Raw genomic sequence first — 23,267 nt, forward strand, 5'->3', positions numbered from 1 at the left:
GGTCATGGAGCTGGCGGCACTGCCGCCTCTCGAAAGAAGAGCATCGATGCACTACGTATCCACGCGCGGACATTCAGGTCGCAGACAGTTCTGCGAAACATTGCTTGAAGGCCTCGCCGAGGATGGCGGGCTGTACGTACCTGAGACCTACCCGCGTGTGGACGCCGCTACATTGGATGCGTGGCGTGCCTTGTCCTATCCCAGCCTGGCCTTCGAGGTCCTGTCGCTCTACGTCAGCGATATTCCGCCCGCTGACCTGAAGGCAATCTGCGAAAAGACCTACACGCCCGAGATCTTTGGAACCTCGAGCATCGTTCCGCTTCGAAAGCTCGAGACGCGGCTTTACCTCCAGGAATTGTCGAACGGTCCTACGCTGGCGTTCAAGGACGTGGCCATGCAGTTGCTCGGCAATCTGCTCGAGTACGAACTGGCACGGCGGCACGACGAATTGAACATTCTTGGGGCGACCAGTGGCGACACCGGGAGCGCTGCGGAATACGCAATGCGCGGCAAGAAAGGGGTGCGGGTCTTCATGATGTCGCCCCTCGGACGGATGAGCTCCTTTCAGCAAGCTCAGATGTTCAGCCTGCAGGACGACAACATCCACAACATCGCCATAGATGGCGTGTTCGACGACTGCCAAGACATCGTCAAATGTGTGTCCAGCGATCTGGAATTCAAACGACGATATAAGATAGGTGCGGTGAATTCGATCAACTGGGCCCGACTGGTCGCGCAGGTCGTCTATTACTTCTCCGGCTATTTTCAAGTCTCCGAAGGGAGGTCAGCAGGCGTTGACTTTTCCGTGCCTTCAGGAAACTTCGGAAACATCTGCGCTGGTCATGTTGCGCGCATGATGGGACTTCCAATATCCCGTCTCGTCCTTGCGACCAACGAAAACGACGTGCTCGACGAGTTTTTCCGCAGCGGCATTTATCGCGTCAGAAGCCGAGCTGACACGCTTGAAACATCGAGTCCTTCCATGGACATCTCCAAGGCGTCAAATCTCGAGCGTTTCGTGTTCGACTTGCTCGGTCGCGACGCCCGTCGGACGAAATCGCTGTTTGAGAACCAACTTTGGGAATGCGGTTCGTTTGACCTCAGCGGTGATCCCAGCTTCGTAACGGCGGCGGCGCGTTTCGGATTCCGCAGCGGCAGGAGCACTCATGCCGATCGACTGGCGACGATCCGTGACACGTGGGAGCGCTACAACACAATGATCGATCCTCACACTGCGGATGGTGTGACGGTCGGGCGCATGCATGCGAGCCCCGAGACGCCGATGCTTGTGCTCGAAACTGCACAGCCAATCAAATTCGCTACGACGATCAAGGAAGCGTTAGGCCGGCAACCAGATCGTCCGCAACGGTTCGATGGACTAGAAGGGCTGCCGAGGCGATTCAAAGTCCTTCCCCCGAATGCACAAGCTATAAAGAACTACATTGCGGACATCACGCAGGGTGCAACCTGTTGAAGGGTCGATTCCGGATCGAAGAGTGTTTCAGCCGTGGCTGTATTTACGGTGCTGTCACCCGACGAGGTCGCAGCGTTCGTTCAAGCGCGCTATCGGAGCGATCCGCGGTTGATGCCCGGTATCGTTCCGGGCCATCGGATGCCGGAACGGGATCGCGCTGCGGCGTGGCGAGACGCTGACAGCACATCGTCCCTTCTATCGGATCATCAATGCAATTCCCTGCCGAACTCTGCGTCAGCCTGATCGCGTAATGCTGTCGCAGCCAAGATACGCTGCAATTCGCGGGAACATCGTCAGATGGACCTCGCCGTGTCAGGCACTGACGATTAGTCCGCTAACCCAAGCATGAGACGTCGACGCATCATGGCAACCGAAGCTACCCAAGCCGGAGAACGCGAGATTGAAGACGTGGCCCTAGTCCCTTTCGCGAGAGCGCATCTGAAAGGTGCCTTGAAGCTCTCGCAGGAGATGTCTTGGCCGTATCTGCTCAAGGATTGGGAATTTGCGCTGCAGCTTGGCCGCGGTTTCGTGGTGACGAGTGCGGGTGCTGTGGTGGGGACCGCGCTGTGGTGGCCTTACGGCGACACCCATGCTTCCGCCGGAATGGTCATCGTCTCGAAAGCCGTTCAGGGACGGGGGTACGGGGCCCGGCTGATGGACGCGCTGCTCGCGGCGGCACGACCACGAATCGTCACGCTGAATTCGACCGCCGAAGGCCTTGCGCTTTACGCACGCCGCGGCTTCGCCAGCATCGGCATGCTGCACCAGCATCATGGCGTTCCTGGCCAGGGCCGCGACATGCCGCCGGTCGGAAACGTCAGAGCGATGGTTCCGTCGGACTTCGAGGCCATAGTCGGTCTCGATCACGAGGCCACCGGCTGGATGAGGCGCGAGATGCTGAACCGGCTGATCGAGGTCGGTTGCGGCTATGTCCTGCTGCGTGACGGCATACCCCGCGGCTACGCCATTTCCCGTCTCTTCGGCCGCGGGCATGTCATCGGCCCTGTGATCGCCGAAAGCCCGACCGATGCGCGCGCATTGATCGAGGCCGCGCTCGCGCCCCTCGGGAGTGTTTTCGTCCGGATCGACACCTCCGCCTCCTCGCAACTCGGTGACTGGCTTGGAAACATCGGCCTGCAGAAGGTCAGCGACGCCACCACCATGGTCTTGGGGACGCAGATGCCATGGACCGGGCCGGCGCGCACGTTCGCGGTCGCCAACCAGTCGTTCGGCTAGGAGACCTTGAGATGCAACGCCCCGATATGCGCCGGACGGATAGCCAGAACGCCGCGCCACGCGAGATAACCGCGACGGTCGGCGCACTGGCGACGCCGGCCCTCCTGCTCGACAAAGACCGGCTGGATCGCAATCTCGCCCGTCTGTCCTCTCGTATGGCCGCGGCTGGCGTCGTGCTGCGCCCCCATATGAAAACCGCGAAATCCATCGAGGTTGCCCAGCGCGCCTATCCCTCCGGGCCGGGGCCGATCACGGTCTCCACCTTGGCGGAGGCTGAGTACTTCGCGCAGTACGGTTTCCGTGACGTGACATATGCCGTCGGCGTGGCACCGCACACCGCTGAAAGGGCGATGCGTCTCCGCAAAGCCGGCGTTGACCTTAAGGTGCTGCTCGATTCGCCTGAACAGGCGGCGATGTTGGGCACGGCAGCGCGTGCCGCCGGCGTGACGCCCTCCGCCTTCATCGAGATCGACTGCGACGGCCATCGCGGCGGGCTGACCGCCACCGATCCCAAGCTCATCGCCGTCGCGGCGGCCCTGGCCGAGGCCGGCGTCACGCTCGCCGGCATTCTCACCCATGCCGGCGAATCCTACAGCCTTTGCTCGTCCGATGCCCTCGTCGCGGCCGCAGAGAACGAAAGGGCCGTGGCCGTGGCGGCCGCGGAGACATTGCGGGCGGCGGGGCATGAATGCCCGGTCGTAAGTGTCGGTTCGACGCCGACCGCCCATTTCGCCGAAGGCCTGACCGGCGTCACGGAGATGCGGGCCGGCGTCTACATGTTCTTCGATCTGGTGATGCACGGCGTCGGTGTCTGCACGACCGACGACATCGCGATCTCGGTTCTCGCCACCGTCATCGGCACGAAGCCGGAGAAGGGATGGATTTTGGTCGATGCGGGCTGGATGGCACTGTCACGTGATCGCGGCACCGCGGCGCAGCGGGTCGACCAAGGTTACGGTCTCGTCTGCGATCTGTCCGGCCAACTCTATCCGAATCTGATCGTCGCGCAGGCGAGCCAGGAGCACGGCATCCTCGCCATAAGGTCCAGATCGGCTGCAGCCCTCCCGCATATCCCGATCGGCGCGAAGGTCAGGATTCTGCCCAATCATGCCTGCGCGACGGCGTCACAGCACGAACTTTACAATGTCATCTCGGCGGGAAGTGACGCAATCGAAGCTCAGTGGCCGCGGATGCGCGGCTGGTAGATCTGAAACAGAATCGGGCGGCGATTTGCGCATGCCCAGCTTCCGCTGGTCGGCGTCTATTACCGGATCAAGGATCGCTTCCAATGACCTCGGCCGTTCGACACCTGACGGAAGCCGGCTTCCTCGGCAAATTTTACATCGACGGAGAATGGCGGAAGCCGACAGGGTTGGCGACGGCGATCGTCGTCAATCCGGCGATCGAGCAGCCGGTCGCAGAAATCGCGCTCGGCGATGACGAGGATGTAGACTGCGCGGTCGTAGCCGCGAGAAAAGCCTTTACCGGCTGGTCCCGTAAGCCGGCTGCCGAGCGGGCGGCGCTGCTCGACCGGGTTCACGGTTTGCTGCTCGATAGACTGGAGCTGTTTGCGCAGGCCATCACGTGCGAGATGGGGGCCGCCATCACTTACGCGCGCCGCGCCCAGGTGCCGCTCGCTGCCGAACATATCCGCGTCGCGCGTGACAATCTCGCGACCTATCCGTTCATCGCCACGCGCGGCAGCACCGCGATTATGCGCGAGGCAATCGGCGTCTGTGGTCTTATCACCCCCTGGAATTGGCCCCTCTACCAGATTACGGCCAAGGTCGCTCCGGCGCTGGCAGCTGGCTGCACGGTGGTGTTGAAGCCGAGCGAACTTTCGCCGCTGAGTGCCCTGTTGTTCGCCAAGGTGATGGACGATGCCGGCTGTCCGCCCGGCGTCTTCAACCTCGTCAACGGGACAGGTCCAGTCGTGGGGACCGGTCTGGCGTCGCATCCGCAAGTCGACATGATCTCGATCACCGGCTCGACGCGGGCAGGCGTTCTCGTCGCGCAAGCAGCGGCGCCCACCGTCAAGCGCGTCGCACAGGAGCTCGGCGGCAAGTCACCGAACATCATCTTGCCGGATGCGGATTTGAGCCGGGCTGTTCCGCTCGGTGTCGCCGCCGCCTTCCGCAATCTCGGCCAATCCTGCAGCGCACCGACGCGTATGCTTGTGTCCCGCTCACAGATGGCAAAGGTCGAGATCCTGGCGGCGGCGGCCGCTTCTGAATTGGTGGTCGGCGATCCGCTTGCGGAAAGCACGACCCATGGTCCGATCGCCAACCCGCCGCAGTTCGAGCGTATCCAGGCCATGATCGGCATCGGCCTGGAGGAAGGCGCCAAGCTTGTCATTGGCGGGCCGGGGCGGCCCAACGACCTTCAGGTCGGCCTCTATGCGCGGCCGACCATCTTCTCGAACGTCAATCGCGACATGAGAATTGCGCAGGAGGAGATCTTCGGCCCGGTGCTGTCGATCATTCCCTACGATAGGGTCGACGAGGCGGTCGAGATTGCCAACGATACCGTCTACGGCCTCGGCGCGCATGTGCAGGGCACGGATATTGAAACGATGCAGGCGGTCGCCGGGCAGATCCGGTCTGGTCAAGTTCATCTCAACTATCCCGACTGGGACCCGAACGCACCTTTTGGCGGATACAAGCGTTCCGGAAACGGCAGGGAATACGGCCGCGAGGGCATGGAAGAATATCTCGAGACCAAGGCCGTTCTCGGATTCTATCGATGAAATTCATCTCGGAAAGCGAATCGGCTTCCGCTGACGCGGAAGTGTTTCCGGCGGTGATCGCACACGCGTCGAATCGACGAACACCTTCTCAAGTCGGGTTCAACGCCTGATAGCGCCGAGCCCTTGAGGAGCGCGAAGTTGAATCATTAGATCAGATTGCACTGTTCCTGCAGCCATGAAGCAAGATAGTTCGCTTTCCCAGACAGTTCAGTTTCTCCCGCCCAGATGAGGCCATAGTGGCTTTCGTCCGGATCGAAACCGGCAGGTGCGATGAGCCGCCCTCTATCTACGTCGTCCGTTGCAAGGACCCGCGGGCTGAGGGCAACGCCCAATCCCGCCAATGCTGCTTCGACGATGAGGAAGTGGTGATCGTAGAAGCGTATCTCCGCGGGGCGCCGCACCGACGGGTGGGTGGAAAGCCATCGCGACCAAGCGTCCGCCCGAGTCTTCGAACCTAGGGCGATGTAGTTTCCTGAGGCAAACACCGCTGCGAGCTGAGGGCTCATGACCGGTCCTACCCTTTCAGGAAAAAGGCGCCGGACGTGCCACGCCTCTGGGAGCGCAAAGTCGAGCCGACGTATAGCCAGATCGATCCGATCGCGGCGAAACTCGACGGGGCCGCCGGCGACTGACAGATGTAGAGCGATGTCGGGATGGACGGCCTGAAAGCTTGCAAGCCGTGGAATAAGCCAGCGCATAGCGACTGAAGGCTCGCATGAGAGAACGAGGGAGTTCTGCTGTGCGTTGGCAGCACGCAAGCTCTCAACGGTTGTCGCCAGCTCGGTGAAGAAACGGCCGAGTGTGAGGTTGAGCACTTCTCCAGAGGCAGTGAGACTCAAGCCACGTCCGCTTTTTTCGAAGAGTTTGAAGCCAAGGTCTTCCGACAGTTTGGTGATACGGCGACTCACAGCCCCATGGGTCAAGGCAAGGCTGTTCGCGGCAAGCCGAACCGACCCCAGCCGCGCAGCGGTCTCGAACGCACGCAAGTCGTCCAATGAAGGTATTTCTGATCGCCTCATTGGTGATCTCATATCACCAATGTAGCGCAAAAAATATCGCTTTTTATGTTGAATTTGCTTAGCATAATTGATCCATGCGAACCAATGGCGAATACACAATCGGTATCCTAGCCGACGACCTGACCAGCGCCGCCGATGGGGCCGGTCCGTTTGTCGAGCGCGGTTTGCGAGCCGTTGTCGGCCGACGCCGGCTGCCGCACCAGGAGGCCACGATTGTCGCCGTTGATAGCGGATCTAGATCAGTGCCGGTTTCGCAAGCGGCGCGGCGGCAGTCAGAACTTGCCGAGCAGCTCGCTTCGCGGGTTGTCCTCTACAAGACCGTCGACTCGACTCTTCGCGGGCACGTGACGGCCGAGATGGAAGCGGCCTTCACCGTAAGCGGCCGCAAGATGCTGGTCTTTGCACCTGCGTTCCCTGGCGCTGGGCGTACAACCGTCGACGGCGTTCAGCTTGTGGACGGCATTCCTGTAACGGAGACCGAATACGGTCGCGACCCCGTCCATCCGGCGCGACATTCTCGGCTGGCTGAGCTCGTTCCGGCCTCCATCGGAAGCGTCGTCATCCTTGATGCTGCAACACAGGCCGATCTCGACAAACAAGTTGCGGCCCTGCCGGATCCGGAGTCGATCCTATGGGTGGGCTCTCCGGGCATGGCCCTTGCCCTGGCGAAGCGTCTTGCGCCGCTTGCGGTTGCGTCGGACGTGACCGCCGCGGTTAGTGGCGACATTCTTGTTGCGATCGGCAGCGCCAATCCGCGCAGCCATCGTCAGGCCGACTGCATCGCAATGGAGCCTGGAATCGCTCTGCTGCAGGCTCCGATCGAACGGATGAATGATCCCGGATCCGTCCTGCGCGACATTGCTCAAAATGCGGCTCGACGGCTGGCCGACGAGCGTTTCGATATGGTGATCGCCACAGGCGGGGACACCATGGAGGCGATTCTGGACGGCCTGGACATTTATGAGTTCGAGATCCTGCAAGAGCTCGAGCCAGGCTTTCCGCTTGGCCGCACGTCCCTCGGAGATGGACGAGAGCTGCTGATCGCCATGAAGGCAGGCGGCTTTGGCGACGACGATACGCTGCGTCGTGCGATCACGCGGCTCCGCCTTGGCACCTCGGTATCAGAACTGGTTGTATCATGACCCAATCCGCTCCCCTCGCCGTCACAATGGGCGATGCCTCCGGCATCGGCCCGGAGATCGTGGCGAAGACATTGGCCAAAGCCGGCGAAGGCACGGTCGTATTCGGCAGCTACGTCGTGATGGAGAATATCGTCCATCGTCTGGGTCTCGAGCTGACGGTCAGGCGTATCGCCCGACCTGAAGAGGCGCGCTCTGAGCCGCGGTCCATCGAAGTCGTCGAGGCGACGCAAATCATCGCGCCGCCTCCGCTCGGGAGCGTCAGCGCCATGTCCGGCCAAGCTTCCTTCGATGCCATCGTCGCCGCCGTCGCGGCAGCCAAGGCCGGCAAGGTCAGCGGCATCGTCACCGCACCGATCAACAAGGAAGCGATGGCAAGCGCGGGCATTCGCTATCCCGGGCACACCGAAATCCTCGCCGACTATGGTGGTGCGGAGCGCGTTGCGATGATGCTGGCCAACGATGATATCCGCACGGTTCTCGTCACCATCCACATGTCGCTGCGCAAAGCCATCGACCAAGCGGATTTCGATGCCCAGATGTCGGCGATCCGGCTCGCAAATGAGGGCGGCAAGGCCCTCGGGATCGCGGCGCCGCGCATTGCAGTGGCAGGGCTCAACCCCCATGCCGGCGAAGGTGGTCTCTTCGGCGACGAAGAAATCCAGATCATCCGGCCTGCGATCGAAGCGGCCCGCGCCGAGGGCATCGACGCCAGTGGCCCCTGGCCCGGGGACACTGTCTACATGCAGGCCCGCAAGGGCCGCTTCGATGTGGTCGTGGCCCAATATCACGATCAGGGCCTAATTCCGGTGAAATATCTCGGCCTCGAAAAGGGTGTGAACATCACGCTCGGCCTGCCGTTCGTCCGTACAAGCCCTGATCACGGCACGGCATTCGACATTGCGGGTCGAGGCATCGCCGACACCGGCAGTCTCGAGACCGCGCTGGCTTACGCGCGAAGGCTCGTCGCCGCGCAAATTAAGACCAAAGAAGGGGTAGTCTAATGGGCCTTCGCTTTATCTTCATGCTCACGCGCAACGATCGCACCGTCGGGGACGCCTCTGAACAACTCAAGACCGCCCTGAGGCTTGGCGTTCGCCACATCGGTTTCAAGGACATCGGCCTGCCGATTGATCGACTCAAAGTTCTCAACCGGGTCATCAAGGCAGACGGCGCCACCTCCTATCTCGAAGTCGTCTCACTCGACCGGCAAAGTGAGATCGTTTCGGCGAAAGCGGCGGTTGAAATCGGCGTCAACGTCTTGCTCGGCGGCACACATGTTGACGACGTGTTGCCGATCCTTGCTGGCACCGGCATTCAATACTGCCCCTTCCCGGGTCGCATCACCGGTCATCCGAGCGTGCTCGAAGGGAGCATCGAGGAGATCGTTGAGAGCGCCCAGGCGCTCGCCGTGCGGGAGGGCGTGTATGGCCTCGACCTGCTCGCCTATCGCTCCAAGGAAGACGTCCCGGCCCTCATCAAGGCGGTGTGCGCGGCGGTGCCCAAGCCCGTCTATGTGGCCGGCTCGATTGATACGCCTGAGCGGATCGCCATCCTGAAGGACGCAGGAGCCGCCGGCTTCACTATCGGCACGGCCGCGTTGGACGGCAAGTATCCGGCCGACGACAAGGACGTCGCTCGCCAGCTTGGGGCCATCATCCGTGACGTGGCCGCTCTGAACCGGCATCTCTCGCCGCTCCACAAGAAGAACCTGGCCAGCTCGTTCGGGCAGCTCAAGGAGACTTGGTCTCCGAAGATCGCGGGTCAGATTAACGACATGCAGATCAAGCTCGCCAAGTTCGCGGGCGAGTTCGCCTGGCGCTTTCACAGGAGCGGTGACGAACTCTTCCTGGTGCACAAAGGCCGCCTGCTGATGAAGTTTCGTGATCGGGACGAGATCATCGAGCAAGGCGAGTTCATCGTGGTCCCGCATGGGGTAGAGCATTGCCCTGTCGCGCTGGACGACGTCTGCGAGGTCGTGCTGCTCGAACCCGGCACATCCATGGATGCCGGCACCGCTCACGACCTCGAAGGCTAGACCGTCTGCCTGCGATCGGAGCAAACGCTTGACGCCGTCGACCGGCCTTCGCCGGTCCGGCCTCGATGACCTCAGGACCTGGGAGCAGGACTCCTCCCGCGCCGACTCGGTGAAGACCGGAGTCTGGGAAGCCACGCCTGGCGAGAACCGCTCGATCAAGGGCGAGACCTTTGAGTACTGCCACATCCTTTCCGGCGTGGTGGAGCTGACCGAGGAAGGCAAGGAGCCTCGCATTTTCCGCGCCGGCGACAGCTTTGTGATGAAACCCGGCTATGTCGGCGTATGGAAGACGATCGAGACAGTGCGGAAGATGACTTCGGGCGCCGAAATGGGCTTTGCCGCCGCGCTGGTGCCTTCTCGACGCTCGTGGTTCAGGACATCACTCGTCCCGGTGTCGCCGAGCCAATCGCGACGGTCTGGGTCCATTTTTCTGGGGCATCGAAAAGCGGTCCAGTCTCCGTGGACAAGCAGGTCGCGCCGCCGTTGCGCCGAACTGGGACGATCGCGCTTGAGCAGCTCGTATCGCTCAAGCGCTCAAAAACCCGAACATCTTGCGAAGTCCTAGATGATTTCAGCACATTCTATCGGGCGCCTGATGCGATGAAGGGTTGATCGGAATTTTGCTTCCGCGTTCTTGGCAGCCGAGGTTCGTTGGAACATGTCGCCCCATGTCGAGCGCATTCACAGCGATGAGCGTCTCCCGGCCGAGGCCGATGTCGTCATAGTCGGCGGCGGTATCCTCGGCGCTACGGCCGCCTATTACCTGGCGAAGCGCGGCCTCTCTGTGGCGCTCCTCGAGAAGGGTCACGTCGCCTGTGAACAATCGAGCCGAAACTGGGGTTGGTGCCGGCAGCAGAACCGCGATCGCCGCGAACTGCCACTCTCGGTGATCTCTATGCGGCTGTGGGACGAGCTCACGCGCGATATCAATCGGGACCTCGGATTTCGGCGCTGCGGACTCGTCTATGCGACCCACGACGAGGCTGTGCTCGCCGGCTGGGAAAGGTGGCGCGAGGTCGCCAGGGAGTACGACGTCGACACCCGCGTGCTGAGCCGGGCGGAGGTGGCCGAGCGCGTCCCCGAAGCGCGCGACAAATGGGTCGGCGGGACCTATTCGGCTCGGGACGGCAAGGCCGAACCTGCGCTCGCCGCGCCGGCTATCGCCGAAGGGGCCAGAATTCTGGGCGCCACGATCCACCAGGGATGCGCCGCGCGGGCGCTCGACTTGGCCAATGGCAAGATTGCAGGCGTGCACACGGAGAAGGGCTATATCAGAACCAGCGCGGTGCTTTGCGCCGCCGGCGCCTGGTCCTCGCGCTTCCTTCGGCCGCTCGGGATCAGTTTTCCCCAAGCGAGCATCCGTCAGACCGCGCTGCGTTCCACCCCGACAATCAACATAGGCGAGGCGGTCTCCACACCCTACTGCACGATCACGCGTCGACTGGACGGCAGCTATACGCTTGCGATCAGCGGCAAGGCGAACCTCGAAATCACGCCCCAGGCTATCCGGTACAGCCGGGAATTCATGCCGCAGTTCTTGCGTCGCCTGAAGAACGTCAGGATTGGCGTCGGCCAATCGTTCGTTTCGGGGCCGGATTCAATGACGGCGCTGCTGACCAACGACGATCGGATCTTCGAACAGAATCGCGTGCTGGATCCTCCGCCCTTGAAATGGCTGGTGAGCCAAGTGGTGGCGAGTGTCCGGAAAACCTTCCCCCAACTCGGCGAAATAAAGCTCGGTAGCGCTTGGGGCGGCTTCGTCGATTGCACGCCGGATGCAGTGCCTGTCGTGTCGAAGGTGGACCGGGTGGAAGGCCTCGTCCTCGCAGCGGGCTGCTCGGGTCACGGCTTCGGTTTGGGCCCGGGCCTTGGCTATCTGGCCGCACAGCTTCTCGTCAACGACACTCCTTGCGTCGATCCCGCACCGTTCCGGCTGTCGCGTCTGACCGATGGCTCGAAGCTGGACATCTCGGCCATCTGAAGATCGAGCCGGAAGTCGGGCCTGACACGTACCGAGCAACGCCAGGTTTGGAGTACTGCGGATGGTTGCGGACGATTTAGAACGGGCTTGAACAGCCTAGTTGGTGCCCCTGGCCGGAATCGAACCAGCACTCCTTGCGGAACTCGATTTTGAGTCGAGCGCGTCTACCAGTTCCGCCACAGGGGCCCTCGGTCGGCCCTAGGCGGGCGTCGCGAAGCCGGCGGACTATAGCCATGGACCAAGCGGGGTCAACCCGCGCCAAAGTGATCCGGGCCGTTCTCGACAGCCGCATGAGCCGGGGTTACAGCCTTGGAAAGCGACCCATCGAAAGGAGGCTGCCGTGACAACCCAGAGTGCCGCAATACCTGCGTTCAAACCGGCGGCCACGACCCCTGCGCTGGCCGCTTCGCTCGCGGTCGCGCTGACGGCAGCCGCGACCATCGCGGGCGCCTGGTTCTTCCAGCTGGTGCTCGGGATTGTGCCCTGTCCGCTCTGCCTGGAGCAGCGCTACGCCTATTACCTCGTGATCCCGCTCGGCCTGCTCATCGCACTCGCGGCGCGGGGCGGTGCGCCGAGACCGCTGCTGCTCGCGGGCCTGGCGATCCTTGCGCTCGCGAGCATCGCCAATGCCGGGCTCGGCACCTATCATTCCGGCGTCGAATGGGGCTTTTGGAAGGGACCGACCGACTGCTCCGGTCCCGTCGTCAATCTCGGCAGCGCCACCGACCTGCTGTCGCGGCTCGACACCGTGAAGGTGGTCCGCTGCGACGAGGTGCAGTGGCGCTTCCTCGGCCTCTCGCTTGCCGGCTACAACGTGCTGATCTCGCTCTTGATGGCTGCGATCGCCGCGTGGGGATTCGTTGCGACGGTGAAGCGCTGAGGCTCAATCATCCACATCGTCCTGCGTCCGGCCGAACAGGTGCACAATGCCCGGCGTCGCGATCGTCACGAAGACGAAGCGCGAGAGGTGATGTGCGCCGACGAAGATCGGATCGATGTGCAGCGTCAGGGCCAGCGCCAGCATGGCGTCCATCGCGCCCGGTGCGTAGGCGACCACGACGTCGGAGAATTTCACCTGCGTGGTGAGCGCCACGATGCCGACGAAGATCGCGGAAACGGCGATGGCGATGGCAAACGAGCCCAGTGCCGCGTTGATGTGGCCGGCGAGCGTCTTGATCCTCATCCGCGCGAAGCGGCTGCCGATCAGGGCGCCGATGCCGACCAGCGCCACGCCGCGTACCCAGTCCGGCAGGCCGCCCTCGACCCAACCGGCGCCATGCAGCACGCTTGAGCCGATCATCGCACCGAACATCCAGCTCGCCGGAAACCTGATCAGCCGCAGGAGGAGTGCCGCGGCCAGCGAGGCCGCGACCAGCTCGACGAGGTCGAGCGGCGAGGCGATCGTCGTCGTCAGCGATGGCGCGACGGAGGGCGCGACGCCGGCGAACGCCAGCACCATCGGCAGGGCCGCGGTGAGGATGATGACGCGCATGGTCTGCACCACCGCGATGCCCGGCAGGTCGGCGCCGCGCTCGACCGCCAAAATCGTGATCTGCGACAGCGCGCCGGGGCTGCCGGCGAGGAAGGCCGAGGTGCGGTCCCAGCCGTGAATGCGCTGGAGATAATAACTGGAGCCGAAGGTCGAGCAGAAGGTCGCGAGCGCGAGCAGCCCGATGGTGAGCGGATAGGCACTGACCTGTTGAAGCAGGTGGCGAGAGACGACTGATCCTAACGAAATGCCGAGCAGCACCAGCACCGTCTGGGTCAGGATCGGCGGCAGCGTCAGCTGGCGACCGGCGATCGCGGCGATCCCTACCGCGATCATGGAGCCCGAGATCAATCCCCCCGGAAGGCCCGCGAGCAGAAACACGAGGCCCCCGGCGGTGCCAATGACGAGCGTTTCCACCGTGCTCAACATCTTGGCACGGCTCGGCCATTCGAACGGCAGGGAGGCGGTGATTTGCTTCACACCACCTTATCGCAAATCAACAAGAGGCGCACAATTGCGGCCACGTCATACCGCAATGCGCGCGCCTCTCGCCGAAGCCGCGAGCAGGGGGGAAGGATTTACTTCTTCTCCGCAGCCGGCGCGGCCATGCCGGCCTTGGCGGTCTTGATGCATTCGGAGCGGAATTTCTTGCGCTCCTTGCCGTGCAGGCCCTTGGCGTCGGCCTGCTTGGAGCATTCGAGCGACTCGGCCGAGTGCTCCTTCGGTGCCTTCTTGTCCATGGGGGCGGCGGTTGTGGTTTTGGTGTCGGTCTTTGCTGCCGGCGCGGCGGTCTGCGCGAAGGCGGTGCCGGTGGCGAGCAGGGAGGCGAGAGCGACGACGGCGAGGCGAGATGTGAGGGTCATGGTGCTGCACTCTTCTTGCGGGAATTGCGAAGGGCGCGAAAGTCGGCTGGCGTTGCTGAACGCGACATGAATAATTGGAACGTGGAGGATCACTATATTTTGGCGGCAGCAGCCATCGCTTCCTTGTCGCGGGCGGGCGGCACGCTAGGATAGCAATCCTCGGTTCACTTCCCTCGGGGGAAGATCAAGGAGGAGACCAAGGATGACCATTCAATCAAAGTTGCTATGTGCAGTTGCGCTGTCGGGCTTTGCCGCGCTGGTGGCAAGTGCGCCGGCGCAGGCGCTGACCTCGCAGGAGTGCAGCGCGAAATACCAGGCCGCCAAGAAGGACGGGTCGCTCGGCACCACGAAGTGGAATGACTTCCGCAAGGCCCAGTGCGGCGCGGACGCGACGCCAGCGGCTGCGCCGACCGCGGCCGCTCCTGCTGCGCCCGCCGCTCCCGCCGAGCCGAAGCAGGCGAAGAAGGAGGCCGCCCCGGCTGCTGCCCCGACCCTGCCGGCCGGCCCCGCGATCTATCCGAACGCGGTCGATCCGAAATACGCCAAGGAGACCCCCGGCAAGGGGCGCCTGCACACCTGCGTCGACCAGTACAACGCCAACAAGGCCACCAACGGCAATGGCGGCATGAAGTGGATCGAGAAGGGCGGCGGCTATTACAGCGAATGCAACAAGAAGCTGAAGGGCGCCGCCTGACGCTTCAAGACGACGCAGAGGCCGGAGCCAAGCTCCGGCCTCTTGCTTTAATCCAGGAGCTTCTCGGCCGATTTTGCCACGAGCTGCGATCGCTTGCGCGGGCCGCGCTCGACGAACAGCAGGCTCTGGCCGAAGATGAAGCAGTAGAACAGGAAGGCCTGCGCTTCGGCTGCCTCGGTATCGAGGCCGGTCGCGCGATAGAGTTCGGCGACGTGCTTCAGCCGCGCGGCGTCCACGTTCGCCACCGCTGCCGCGGCGCCCTCGTCCGAGCGAGCCCATTGCCGGATCGCAAGCTCGATTGCCATCCCGTCCGGATTGAGCCGCTCCGAATAGAGCTGGATCACCGCCCGCAGCCGTTCACGGGGCTCTTGGCCATCGAGACTCGTTTGCTGCGCGATCGCCGTTGAGCGCCCCTCGCGCCAGCGTTCCAGCATGGCACCGAGCAGTGCGGCACGGTCGGCGAAGCGGCGGTAGAAGCCGCCCTTGGTGACGCCCAGATTCTTGGCGAGCACCTCGACCCGAACCCCCTCGACTCCCGATCGGGCGAGCTCGGTGAGCCCTGCCTCGACCCAGACATCGCCTTTGCCGTCACTCATGCAGGCAGCCTCGCCGATTCTTGATACGGTGCCGTATTGCTAACGCGGGAGGAGGTTGATACGCTACCGTATCGACAATCAAAGGCAGAAAAGGCCAGGGAGAATTGCGATGGAGCAGGAGGCGACCTATCGCGGCACGGTCTATCCATGGCAGTGCGATCACGTCGGCCATATGAACATCATGTGGTATGTCGGCAAATTCGACGAGGCCAACTGGAATCTGTTCGCTCGCCTCGGGCTGACGCCGAGCTATCTGCGCGGCTCCGGCCGCGGCATGGCCGCCGTGCAGCAGAACATCACCTATAAGCGCGAGCTGCGCGCCGGCGACATCGTCGAGATCCGCAGCCATCTGCTTGAGATCCGCGACAAATCGATCCGCTTCCGGCACGACATGACCAATGCCGAGACCGGCGAGATCGCCGCGTTCTGCGAGATCACGGGCGTGCACATGGACCGGAGCCAGCGCAAATCGGTGCCGTTCACGGATGCCATCCGCGAGGTGGCCTTGAGGCACCTCGCCGAGAAGGCGGAGGCCTGAGCCATGGCTGCATATGAGCCGAAGAACCCGGGCTATCGCGCGGCTGGCATCGCCATGTTCGACGGCCAGCCGGCGATGCACACGCTCGGTATCGTGATCGTCCGCCTTGCGCCGGGCGAGGCTGAATTAGCCATGCTGCATTCGCCGGCCCTCACACAGCAGAACGGCTTTGTCCACGCCGGCATCATTACCGCAGGCCTCGACAATGCCTGTGGTGTCGCCGCCTTCACCCTGATGCCGCGCGAGGCCGATATCCTCACCGTCGAGTTCAAGACTACGCTGCTCGCGCCGGCACGGGGCGAGCGTTTCGTCTTCAAGGCAGAGGTGGTCAAGCCCGGCCGCACGCTGACCTTTTGCGAGGCCAGGGCGTTTGCCGAGCACGAGGGCAAGGTCACGTTGATCGCCACGATGACCGGCACGCTGATGGCAATGCTGCCCCGCGTTGCCGCTTCCCAAGCGCCGGCCCCGATACCGGCATAGCGTGGCGATGACATCGGCGCCGCGACACTCTATATGACCTGTAACAATTCCCAGTCTCGGACCGTATCCACGGAAATGGGACCGAAATGGAACGAGATATGGCTGGATTCAGGAATAAGAGCCTTGTGCCGACGCGGCGCGCGGCGCTGACGCTGATTGGAGCGGGCGCCCTTGTCGCCGGTGGGATCACCGCGGCGCGGGCGGCAACCGACGAAGACGAGGTGCTGACCGAAGCCAAGGTGCTGCGCGATCCCGACGTTCCCGTGGCCGGCAATCCCGACGGGAATATCAGCATCATCGAATGGTCCGACTATAACTGCCCCTATTGCCGCAAGCTCGAGCCCGAGTTGCGTCAGGTCATCCAGGACGACGGCAAGGTCCGGCTGGTGATGAAGGACTGGCCGATTCTCGGTCCGGTTTCGGTCACGGCCGCGCGGACCGCGCTGGCGGCGAAATTCCAGGACAAATACCACCAGGCCCATGACGCCATGATGGGCGTCAGCTCGCGCCTGACGGAGCCGCGCATCAACGAACTGCTCGCGGCGGCCGGCGTCGACATGGATCGGTTGAAGCGCGATCTCGCCGATCACGCCAAGGACATCGACGCCGTGCTCAAGCGCAACAACGAGCAGGCCGAAGCCTTCGGTTTCCGCGGCACGCCGTCCTTCATCGTCGGCAAATACCGCGTGCCCGGCGTGCTCAGCATGAACGAGTTCGAGCAGGTCATCGCCGACGCCCGCAAGGCCAAGATGAACTGAGCCGAGCGATATTCACCGCGCAATACGAAGGCGCCGCCGCGGACCCGCGACGGCGCCTCATTCATGATACCACATCGTTACTTGGAGGAGATGCGGACCCAGTCCTTGTGCGCGCGATCGCGCAGCGCGTCCCAATCGGCTTTGGCGACATCCCAGTTTACGATGGTGCGATTGGTCGTCGCGACCTCGCCATGAGCAACCGACGACGTCTGCATGGAGTCATAGACATACACGCCGCAGGCAAGCAGCAGCGCGCCCAAAATCATTCCAAGAAACATCCGCATGGCGAAACCTCCGATGACGGGCGATAACGTCGGCCCGGATCGATTGTTCCGCGGCAGTAGGGCGCAGGGAAGGAGAGGTTGTTCATTCTCCATTCAGCCACTGCACCAGCTCCGCGTTGATCTCGCGAGGATAGGTGTGGCTGAGGTCGTCGATCTCGCGATAGGTGACGTCGGCGCCGGCGGCGGCGAGGGCCGCCTGCGTCTGCCGCGCGGTCTGCACCGGAAACATCCAGTCGAGCTTGCCGTGCGCGATGAAGATCGGCAGGCGCTGCAGACGCGCAGCGTCAGCCATTTCGACCCTCAGCGGATGGAAGGTCGCCGACACCGGCGCGAGATGCGTGAAGGGCGAGGCGCCGTCGAGGCCGGTGACATAGCAGAAGGTGCCGCCGTCGCTCATGCCGGTGAGCAGCATGCGCGAGGCGTCGATGGTCCAGCGGCTGCGCACGGTTTCGAGAATGCGCATGAGGTTGGGCGTGTCGGAATCGTCACCCATCAGCGCCCAGGTTGGGCCGGTCGCGGTCGGCGCCACCAGGATCGCACCAAGACTGCGGGCATCGCGCAGCCAGCTCCACAGGAAACCGCGGCCGTTGCCGCTGCCGCCGTGCAACGCCATCACCAGCGGCATGGCGCGATCGGGCGTATAATATTCGGGCACGTAGACCGAAAAGCCACCGCGGCTGCCGGGCTCGTTGTGATCGTGGATGATGCCGGTGTGCGCGTCCGCGCCGGCTTCGAGCCGCGACAACAGGTCGGCATTCTCGCGATTCGCGGCGTTGAGGAAGAAACTGCTGACCGGCGGAAACCGCACGGCCAGCGGATAGAGTGCCTCCTGCGCGCGCGGCACATGACGTAGTGCGCGGAAGACCGCGACGAGGTCGCCATTGCCACGTTCGACCTCGCGCAGGCCGGCAAAGGCGGCGAGCGTCTCGTCGCAGGCACGATCGAGCCGCTCGCGCAGTCCGGTGAACTCCTCCGGCCATTCTCGGATTGCCGCGCGCGCCGTTTGCAACGCCTCGTCGGGAGCGCCAATCGCATTCATCACGGAGCCGAAGGCCGGCGGGTGCAGGTTGCGCTGAAAAAAGGCGAGCGCCTCCAGCGCATTGAGCAGCGGCGGCAGCACGGCCACGATATCGTCAACGACGGCCTCGCTCATCGTCGCTTCCTTGCGTCAGTTCTGATCGTCAGTGCAGCTTCGGCGCCTTCAAGAGCTTGTAGCGATCGGTCGAGGTCACCGTGACGTCGAAGGTGACGCCTTCATGATGTACCGTCAGCGGCACGTCGACGCCGGCAGCGCCGAGGCCCCACAGCTTCTTGTAGAAGCCGGTTTGGCTCGTGACCTTCTCGCCGTCGACCGCGAGGATGACGTCGCCGGTCTTGAGCTCGGCACGGGCGGCGGGACCATTGGCGGAGATCCCGATCACAACCACGCGGTTGTCGATCTCGGTCGAAAACAGTCCGAGCCACGGCCGTGCCGGCTTGTTGACGCGGCCGAATTTGCGCAGATCGTCCAGGATCGGTTTCAACAGGTCGATCGGCACGATCATGTTGACGTGCTCGGCCTTGGCCTCGCGCTCGCGTTCGAGCTGCAGCGAGCCGATGCCGATCAGCTCGCCGCGCTCGTTGAGGAGCGCCGTGCCGCCCCAATTCGGGTGCGCGGGATGGGTGAAGATGGCCTCGTCCAGCAGATATTCCCAGTAGCCGGCGAATTCCTGCTTGGCCACGATCTGGCTCGCGACCGAACGCGTGCGTCCGCCGGCGCCGCCGACCACGACGCGGTCGCCGAGCCGGGTCTCGGCCGAGATCCCGAGCGGCAAGGGGGCGACATCGAGCTGGCCGAGCGCCTGCACCAGGCCAAAGCCGGTGACGGCATCGAAGCCGAGCACATGTCCCTCCACTACGCGCCCGTCTCCGACATGCAGCCACACCGACTCTGCTTCGGTGATGAGGTAGCCGATGGTGAGCACCAGCCCGTCGTCGATCACGACGCCGTTGCCGGCGCGTTCAGTCCCCAGTGTCTCGGCGCTGAAGGCGTCCGGCGGGATGATGGCATGCAGGCCGACGACGGAGGCGAGCGCGCGGTCGAGATCGAAACCGTAATCGCTCGCACGCGGCTGATTGGCCGGTGGCACTCTCCATTCGGTCAGGGCGGGCATGGAGTTCTCCTGGCTGAGAGCATCGCGCCGCCGATTAGCGGAACGACGCGCGAAGCACGGATAATTTAGGCCGGAGGAGGCCGTCTTGAAAGCCTCGTTCCCCAACTATTCCCGAGGCACCGGATGAAATCTTTGAAAGGCGCGGGAAGGCTTGATGCACGGTCGGTCGAGCGGGCCTCCGGCATTGGCCGCATGGCTGCTGTCCGGCGAGGTGCTAGGCGCGGTACAATGAAGCTGCTAACCATTGCCGCTTCGTTTGACCGAGGGATCACGGGGCCGAAGCATGGACAACCGCAGCGACATCTGGCGTGGCATCGACACGATCAAGGCACGTTTCATCGACCTCAGCGACAAGGTCTGGGGCATGCCCGAAGTCTGCTACACCGAGGCGCGATCCGCCGCCGAGCATCTCGCCGAGTTGCGTCATCAGGGTTTCCGCATCACCGAGCAGGTCGCGGGCATTCCGACCGCGGTGATGGGCGAATGGGGCGAGGGCGGACCGGTCATTGCCTTCATGGGGGAATATGACGCGCTCCCGGGCCTGAGCCAGGAGGCCGGCGTCGCGGAGCATCGTCCGGTCGAGACTGGCGGCCACGGCCATGGCTGCGGTCACAATCTGCTGGGTTCCGCAGCTCTCCTCGCCGCGACGGCGGTGAAGGACTGGCTTGCCGAGAACAAGGTGCCGGGCCGCGTGCGCTATTACGGCTGCCCCGCGGAGGAGGGCGGCGCGGCAAAAGCCTTCATGGTGCGCTCCGGTGCATTCGAAGACGCCGACATCGCCATCACCTGGCATCCGCACAGCTTCTGGGAAGTCGCGGTGACGCCGTCACTCGCCAACACCCGCGCCGATTTCATCTTCACCGGCCGTACCTCGCATGCGGCGGCCTCGCCGCATCTCGGCCGCTCCGCGCTCGACGCCGTGGAGCTGATGAATGTCGGCGTGAACTATATGCGCGAGCACATGCCGAGCGACGCGCGCGTGCACTACGCGCTGCTCGACACCGGCGGCATCGCCCCGAACGTGGTGCAGGCGCATGCGCGCGTGCGCTATTCGATCCGCGCCCGTGATCTGCCCGGCATGAACGAGCTGGTCGGACGCGTGAGCAAGATCGCGGACGGCGCGGCGCTGATGACCGAGACCAAGGTCGAGATGAAGATCATCTCCGCGGTCTCCAACATCCTGCCGAACACGCCGCTGGAGCAGGCGCTGCATCGGGTCATGGAAGAGCTCGGACCGCCGCATTTCGACGACGTAGACAAGGGCTTTGCCACGGAGATCCGCGCAACGCTGAGCGACAAGGACATCGAGTCGGTCTATTACGCGATCGGCATGGAGCCGACCGACCGGCCGCTGGCTGACTTCCTGGTGCCACTGGATGCCAAGCGCAATCCGCTGGTCGGCTCGACCGACGTCGGCGACGTGAGCTGGGTGGTGCCGACCGTGCAGGTCCACGCACCCACGGTTGCAATCGGTACGCCCTTCCACACCTGGCAGGTGGTCGCGCAGGGCAAGAGCGCGCATGCGCACAAGGCCATGGTGCAGGCCGCCAAGGCGATGGCCGGCATCGGTATCAAGGCGCTGACGGACCCGGAGCTGATCAAGGCTGCCACGGCTGACCTCCAGAAGCGGACAGCCAAGACGCCTTACGTCTGTCCGCTGCCAGACCACGTCGCGCCGCCGCTCGACATGTCCGTGGCGTAGAATTTCGCCTCGATACTTCGTCTGATGCGGCGATCAAATTTTCTGCAGTGCAGCGCGGAATTCAGCGTGTTTTGATGCTGGATTGCCGATCGGATGGGCTGCGGAATATGGTTTTGCCCAACAGACAGTCAGAAGACCGTTTGCATACACACGGTCGCAGTTGACGCGCACCCCATTCGGTGTGCCATCTACCGCCAGCCAAGCCCGGTGGTCGCCTCGCGCGACCGCCTGCATCCATACGGGAACCAGACGGGGACAACCATGCTGGATAAACAACTGCGTTCGATGATCGGTGACGTGAAGGACGGGCGGATGGATCGCCGCGGCTTCATTCAGCGTCTTGCCGCCGTGGGTCTCACCGCGCCTTTGGCCAACCAGATTCTCGCCCTTGGCGGCGTCGCCATGGCCGAGGGCGCCTCGACCTACAAGCCGACCAAGCGCGGCGGCGGTGGCGCGCTCAAGCTGCTGTGGTGGCAGGGGCCGACCCTGCTCAATCCGCATTTCGCCACCGGCACCAAGGACCAGGACGGCGCGCGTCTGTTCTACGAGCCGCTCGCCTGTTGGGATCCCGACGGCAACATGAAGCTGGTCCTGGCCGCCGAAATTCCCTCGATCCAGAACGGTGGCCTCGCCGCCGACGGCAAGTCGGTGACCTGGAAACTCAAGCCCGGCGTCAAATGGCATGACGGCACGCCGTTCACGGCCGACGACGTCGTCTTCAACTGGGAATATGCCAAGGATCCGGCGACCTCCGCACTGACCATCGCGACGCTCCGCGACATCACCGTCGAGAAGGTGGACGACCTCACGGTCCGCATCCTGTTCAACAAGCCGACGCCGTTCTGGGCCGACGCTTTTGTCGGGGCTCCCAATACCATCATCCCGAAACATCTGTTCAAGGACTATATGGGGTCCAAGTCGCGGGAGGCGCCGACCAACCTCTCGCCGGTCGGTACCGGCCCCTACAAGTTCGTCGAGTTCAAGCCGGGCGATCTTGTCCGCGGCGTGATCAATCCCGATTATCACATGGCCAACCGCCCCTATTTCGATTCGATCGAGATGAAGGGCGGCGGCGACGCCGTCTCTGCCGCGCGCGCGGTGATCCAGACTGGCGAATATGATTTCGGCTGGAACATTCAGGTCGAGGACGACGTGCTGCTGCGCCTGGAGAAGGGCGGCAAGGGAAAAACCGTCTACGCCGTCGGCGGCGACACCGAATTCATCGCGCTGAACTTCACCGATCCCAACACCGAGGTCGATGGCGAACGCTCCTCGATAAAGACCAAGCACCCGCTGTTTTCTGATCCAGCGGTGCGCAAGGCGCTCTCGCTGCTGATCGATCGCGAATCGGTCAAGAAGGCCATCTACGGCCGCGCCGGCCGCACCACCGCCAACTTCCTCAACGGGCCCGAAAAATTCGTGTCCAAGAACACCTCGTGGGAGTTCAGCGTCGAGAAGGCCTCGAAGATCCTCGACGACGCCGGCTGGAAGCCGGGCGCCGACGGCATCCGCGAGAAGGACGGCAAGAAGCTGAAGCTCCTCTACCAGACCGCGATCAACGGGCCGCGCCAGAAGACGCAGGCCATCGTCAAGCAGGCCTGCCAGAAGGCGGGTATCGACGTCGAGCTGAAATCGGTCGTCGCCTCCGTGTTCTTCTCCTCCGACGTCGGCAATCCCGACACCTATTCCAAGTTCTACGCCGACATGGAGATGTTCCAGATCCCGCTGAGCCAGCCCGATCCGTCGCAGCACATGCGTCGTTACCTTTCGAACCTCGTCGCCACCAAGGAGAACAAGTGGCAGGGCACCAACTTCCCGCGCTGGGTCAACAAGGAGTACGACGCGACCATCCTGGCCGCCGACGGCGAAATGGATCCGGTCAAGCGCGCGGCGCTCTACATCAAGGCCAATGATCTCATGTACCACGACATCGTTTTCATCCCGGTGCAGCACCGTCTGAAGGTCGAGGCGGCCGCCAACAATCTGCGCCCGGTCGTTTCCGGCTGGGCCAACGAGACCGACAATTTGTTCGACTGGTACCGCGAAGAATGATCACGCACGCCTAGAGCGGTCCTTC

At 63.4% G+C, this 23,267-nt stretch carries 22 protein-coding genes, 1 tRNA gene and 1 pseudogene; 16 read left to right on the forward strand and 8 right to left on the reverse strand.

Annotated elements, in window-relative coordinates:
- The first annotated feature begins 46 nt into the window (after positions 1–46).
- The 4 genes from thrC to IVB50_RS33150 all read left to right on the forward strand — a co-directional run bounded on the left by thrC (position 47) and on the right by IVB50_RS33150 (position 5,456).
- Complete coding sequence (gene thrC / locus IVB50_RS33135) at positions 47–1,474, forward strand: threonine synthase (protein WP_247299262.1); 1,428 nt, start codon at positions 47–49, stop codon at positions 1,472–1,474.
- Between the two features lie 450 nt (positions 1,475–1,924).
- Positions 1,925–2,710 (forward strand): GNAT family N-acetyltransferase, encoded by a 786-nt coding sequence (locus IVB50_RS33140; RefSeq protein WP_018453197.1) that lies wholly within the window; start codon positions 1,925–1,927, stop codon positions 2,708–2,710.
- Between the two features lie 11 nt (positions 2,711–2,721).
- Positions 2,722–3,915: an alanine racemase gene (locus IVB50_RS33145; protein WP_198293338.1), complete on the forward strand. Its 1,194-nt coding sequence runs from the start codon at positions 2,722–2,724 to the stop codon at positions 3,913–3,915.
- 83 nt (positions 3,916–3,998) lie between these two features.
- Complete coding sequence (locus IVB50_RS33150; protein WP_018453200.1) at positions 3,999–5,456, forward strand: aldehyde dehydrogenase family protein; 1,458 nt, start codon at positions 3,999–4,001, stop codon at positions 5,454–5,456.
- 146 nt (positions 5,457–5,602) lie between these two features.
- Here the strand turns inward: IVB50_RS33150 and IVB50_RS33155 are convergent, their stop codons facing one another.
- Positions 5,603–6,574: a LysR family transcriptional regulator gene (locus IVB50_RS33155; protein ID WP_240543311.1), complete on the reverse strand. Its 972-nt coding sequence runs from the start codon at positions 6,572–6,574 to the stop codon at positions 5,603–5,605.
- On the opposite strand from IVB50_RS33155, the gene IVB50_RS33160 reads away from it, so the two are divergent.
- From IVB50_RS33160 to IVB50_RS33185, 5 genes and pseudogenes are all read left to right on the forward strand, one after another.
- Entirely contained in the window at positions 6,550–7,617 is a 1,068-nt protein-coding gene (locus IVB50_RS33160) for a four-carbon acid sugar kinase family protein (RefSeq protein WP_026232484.1), read from the forward strand. The genes IVB50_RS33155 and IVB50_RS33160 overlap by 25 nt on opposite strands.
- On the forward strand, positions 7,614–8,618 hold the full coding sequence (gene pdxA, locus IVB50_RS33165) for a 4-hydroxythreonine-4-phosphate dehydrogenase PdxA (RefSeq protein ID WP_026232485.1): 1,005 nt from the start codon (positions 7,614–7,616) through the stop codon (positions 8,616–8,618). Before IVB50_RS33160 ends, pdxA begins: the two co-directional genes overlap by 4 nt.
- On the forward strand, positions 8,618–9,652 hold the full coding sequence (locus IVB50_RS42820; protein WP_345946341.1) for a cupin domain-containing protein: 1,035 nt from the start codon (positions 8,618–8,620) through the stop codon (positions 9,650–9,652). The genes pdxA and IVB50_RS42820 overlap by 1 nt, the downstream gene beginning before the upstream one ends.
- Before the next feature lie 73 nt (positions 9,653–9,725).
- A pseudogene (locus IVB50_RS33180) lies at positions 9,726–9,965 on the forward strand (cupin domain-containing protein); the annotation flags it as partial.
- Between the two features lie 345 nt (positions 9,966–10,310).
- Positions 10,311–11,633, forward strand: a complete 1,323-nt coding sequence (locus tag IVB50_RS33185) for an FAD-binding oxidoreductase (RefSeq protein WP_018453207.1) — start codon at positions 10,311–10,313, stop codon at positions 11,631–11,633.
- 101 nt (positions 11,634–11,734) lie between these two features.
- Here the strand turns inward: IVB50_RS33185 and IVB50_RS33190 are convergent.
- Positions 11,735–11,819 (reverse strand) — tRNA-Leu (locus IVB50_RS33190).
- Between the two features lie 154 nt (positions 11,820–11,973).
- Between IVB50_RS33190 and IVB50_RS33195 the strand changes: the two genes are divergently transcribed.
- The gene (locus IVB50_RS33195; protein WP_018453208.1) at positions 11,974–12,513 is read left to right on the forward strand and encodes a disulfide bond formation protein B; all 540 of its coding nucleotides are present in this window, start codon (positions 11,974–11,976) and stop codon (positions 12,511–12,513) included.
- A gap of 3 nt (positions 12,514–12,516) precedes the next feature.
- Here the strand turns inward: IVB50_RS33195 and IVB50_RS33200 are convergent, their stop codons facing one another.
- Complete coding sequence (locus IVB50_RS33200) at positions 12,517–13,602, reverse strand: AbrB family transcriptional regulator (protein WP_085350767.1); 1,086 nt, start codon at positions 13,600–13,602, stop codon at positions 12,517–12,519.
- 98 nt (positions 13,603–13,700) lie between these two features.
- Positions 13,701–13,985, reverse strand: coding sequence for a PsiF family protein (locus IVB50_RS33205; protein ID WP_018453210.1), 285 nt, complete (start codon positions 13,983–13,985; stop codon positions 13,701–13,703).
- A 202-nt stretch (positions 13,986–14,187) separates the two neighbouring features.
- Here IVB50_RS33205 and IVB50_RS33210 point away from each other — a divergent pair, with 202 nt between their 5' ends.
- Positions 14,188–14,679 carry a hypothetical protein gene (locus IVB50_RS33210; RefSeq protein ID WP_085361101.1) on the forward strand — a complete coding sequence of 164 codons (492 nt, stop codon included), beginning with the start codon at positions 14,188–14,190 and terminating at the stop codon, positions 14,677–14,679.
- Between the two features lie 47 nt (positions 14,680–14,726).
- Here IVB50_RS33210 and IVB50_RS33215 read toward each other — a convergent pair whose 3' ends face one another.
- A complete protein-coding gene (locus IVB50_RS33215; RefSeq protein ID WP_018453212.1) occupies positions 14,727–15,275 on the reverse strand; it encodes a TetR/AcrR family transcriptional regulator in 549 nt (182 codons plus the stop codon).
- Positions 15,276–15,384: 109 nt separating this feature from the next.
- On the opposite strand from IVB50_RS33215, the gene IVB50_RS33220 reads away from it, so the two are divergent.
- From IVB50_RS33220 to IVB50_RS33230, 3 genes are all read left to right on the forward strand, one after another.
- Positions 15,385–15,813 (forward strand): acyl-CoA thioesterase, encoded by a 429-nt coding sequence (locus IVB50_RS33220; protein ID WP_018453213.1) that lies wholly within the window; start codon positions 15,385–15,387, stop codon positions 15,811–15,813.
- A gap of 3 nt (positions 15,814–15,816) precedes the next feature.
- Positions 15,817–16,293 carry a PaaI family thioesterase gene (locus IVB50_RS33225; protein WP_018453214.1) on the forward strand — a complete coding sequence of 159 codons (477 nt, stop codon included), beginning with the start codon at positions 15,817–15,819 and terminating at the stop codon, positions 16,291–16,293.
- A 98-nt stretch (positions 16,294–16,391) separates the two neighbouring features.
- The gene (locus tag IVB50_RS33230; RefSeq protein ID WP_026232486.1) at positions 16,392–17,051 is read left to right on the forward strand and encodes a DsbA family protein; all 660 of its coding nucleotides are present in this window, start codon (positions 16,392–16,394) and stop codon (positions 17,049–17,051) included.
- Between the two features lie 77 nt (positions 17,052–17,128).
- Here IVB50_RS33230 and IVB50_RS33235 read toward each other — a convergent pair whose 3' ends face one another.
- The 3 genes from IVB50_RS33235 to IVB50_RS33245 form a co-directional block, all read right to left on the reverse strand.
- On the reverse strand, positions 17,129–17,335 hold the full coding sequence (locus IVB50_RS33235; protein WP_018453216.1) for a hypothetical protein: 207 nt from the start codon (positions 17,333–17,335) through the stop codon (positions 17,129–17,131).
- Positions 17,336–17,417: 82 nt separating this feature from the next.
- Entirely contained in the window at positions 17,418–18,488 is a 1,071-nt protein-coding gene (locus IVB50_RS33240) for a phospholipase (protein WP_018453217.1), read from the reverse strand.
- 28 nt (positions 18,489–18,516) lie between these two features.
- A complete protein-coding gene (locus IVB50_RS33245; protein ID WP_018453218.1) occupies positions 18,517–19,488 on the reverse strand; it encodes a S1C family serine protease in 972 nt (323 codons plus the stop codon).
- A gap of 283 nt (positions 19,489–19,771) precedes the next feature.
- On the opposite strand from IVB50_RS33245, the gene IVB50_RS33250 reads away from it, so the two are divergent.
- Together IVB50_RS33250 and IVB50_RS33255 are read left to right on the forward strand one after the other, a co-directional pair.
- On the forward strand, positions 19,772–21,190 hold the full coding sequence (locus tag IVB50_RS33250) for a M20 family metallopeptidase (RefSeq protein WP_018453219.1): 1,419 nt from the start codon (positions 19,772–19,774) through the stop codon (positions 21,188–21,190).
- 261 nt (positions 21,191–21,451) lie between these two features.
- A complete protein-coding gene (locus IVB50_RS33255; RefSeq protein WP_026232487.1) occupies positions 21,452–23,242 on the forward strand; it encodes a peptide ABC transporter substrate-binding protein in 1,791 nt (596 codons plus the stop codon).
- Positions 23,243–23,267: the final 25 nt, after the last annotated feature.

It is taken from the genome of Bradyrhizobium sp. 87, assembly GCF_023073015.1.
In the GTDB taxonomy this organism is placed as follows: domain Bacteria; phylum Pseudomonadota; class Alphaproteobacteria; order Rhizobiales; family Xanthobacteraceae; genus Bradyrhizobium; species Bradyrhizobium canariense_D.

Bases quoted from the DNA above. Each gene is read 5' to 3' on its own strand.
- thrC (WP_247299262.1), top strand. From the start codon at position 47: ATGCACTACGTATCCACGCGCGGACATTCAGGTCGCAGACAGTTCTGC.
- IVB50_RS33145 (WP_198293338.1), top strand. From the start codon at position 2,722: ATGCAACGCCCCGATATGCGCCGGACGGATAGCCAGAACGCCGCGCCA.
- IVB50_RS33150 (WP_018453200.1), top strand. From the start codon at position 3,999: ATGACCTCGGCCGTTCGACACCTGACGGAAGCCGGCTTCCTCGGCAAA.
- IVB50_RS33160 (WP_026232484.1), top strand. From the start codon at position 6,550: ATGCGAACCAATGGCGAATACACAATCGGTATCCTAGCCGACGACCTG.
- pdxA (WP_026232485.1), top strand. From the start codon at position 7,614: ATGACCCAATCCGCTCCCCTCGCCGTCACAATGGGCGATGCCTCCGGC.
- IVB50_RS42820 (WP_345946341.1), top strand. From the start codon at position 8,618: ATGGGCCTTCGCTTTATCTTCATGCTCACGCGCAACGATCGCACCGTC.
- IVB50_RS33185 (WP_018453207.1), top strand. From the start codon at position 10,311: ATGTCGCCCCATGTCGAGCGCATTCACAGCGATGAGCGTCTCCCGGCC.
- IVB50_RS33205 (WP_018453210.1), bottom strand. From the start codon at position 13,985: ATGACCCTCACATCTCGCCTCGCCGTCGTCGCTCTCGCCTCCCTGCTC.
- IVB50_RS33210 (WP_085361101.1), top strand. From the start codon at position 14,188: ATGACCATTCAATCAAAGTTGCTATGTGCAGTTGCGCTGTCGGGCTTT.
- IVB50_RS33215 (WP_018453212.1), bottom strand. From the start codon at position 15,275: ATGAGTGACGGCAAAGGCGATGTCTGGGTCGAGGCAGGGCTCACCGAG.
- IVB50_RS33220 (WP_018453213.1), top strand. From the start codon at position 15,385: ATGGAGCAGGAGGCGACCTATCGCGGCACGGTCTATCCATGGCAGTGC.
- IVB50_RS33225 (WP_018453214.1), top strand. From the start codon at position 15,817: ATGGCTGCATATGAGCCGAAGAACCCGGGCTATCGCGCGGCTGGCATC.
- IVB50_RS33230 (WP_026232486.1), top strand. From the start codon at position 16,392: ATGGCTGGATTCAGGAATAAGAGCCTTGTGCCGACGCGGCGCGCGGCG.
- IVB50_RS33235 (WP_018453216.1), bottom strand. From the start codon at position 17,335: ATGCGGATGTTTCTTGGAATGATTTTGGGCGCGCTGCTGCTTGCCTGC.
- IVB50_RS33240 (WP_018453217.1), bottom strand. From the start codon at position 18,488: ATGAGCGAGGCCGTCGTTGACGATATCGTGGCCGTGCTGCCGCCGCTG.
- IVB50_RS33245 (WP_018453218.1), bottom strand. From the start codon at position 19,488: ATGCCCGCCCTGACCGAATGGAGAGTGCCACCGGCCAATCAGCCGCGT.
- IVB50_RS33250 (WP_018453219.1), top strand. From the start codon at position 19,772: ATGGACAACCGCAGCGACATCTGGCGTGGCATCGACACGATCAAGGCA.
- IVB50_RS33255 (WP_026232487.1), top strand. From the start codon at position 21,452: ATGCTGGATAAACAACTGCGTTCGATGATCGGTGACGTGAAGGACGGG.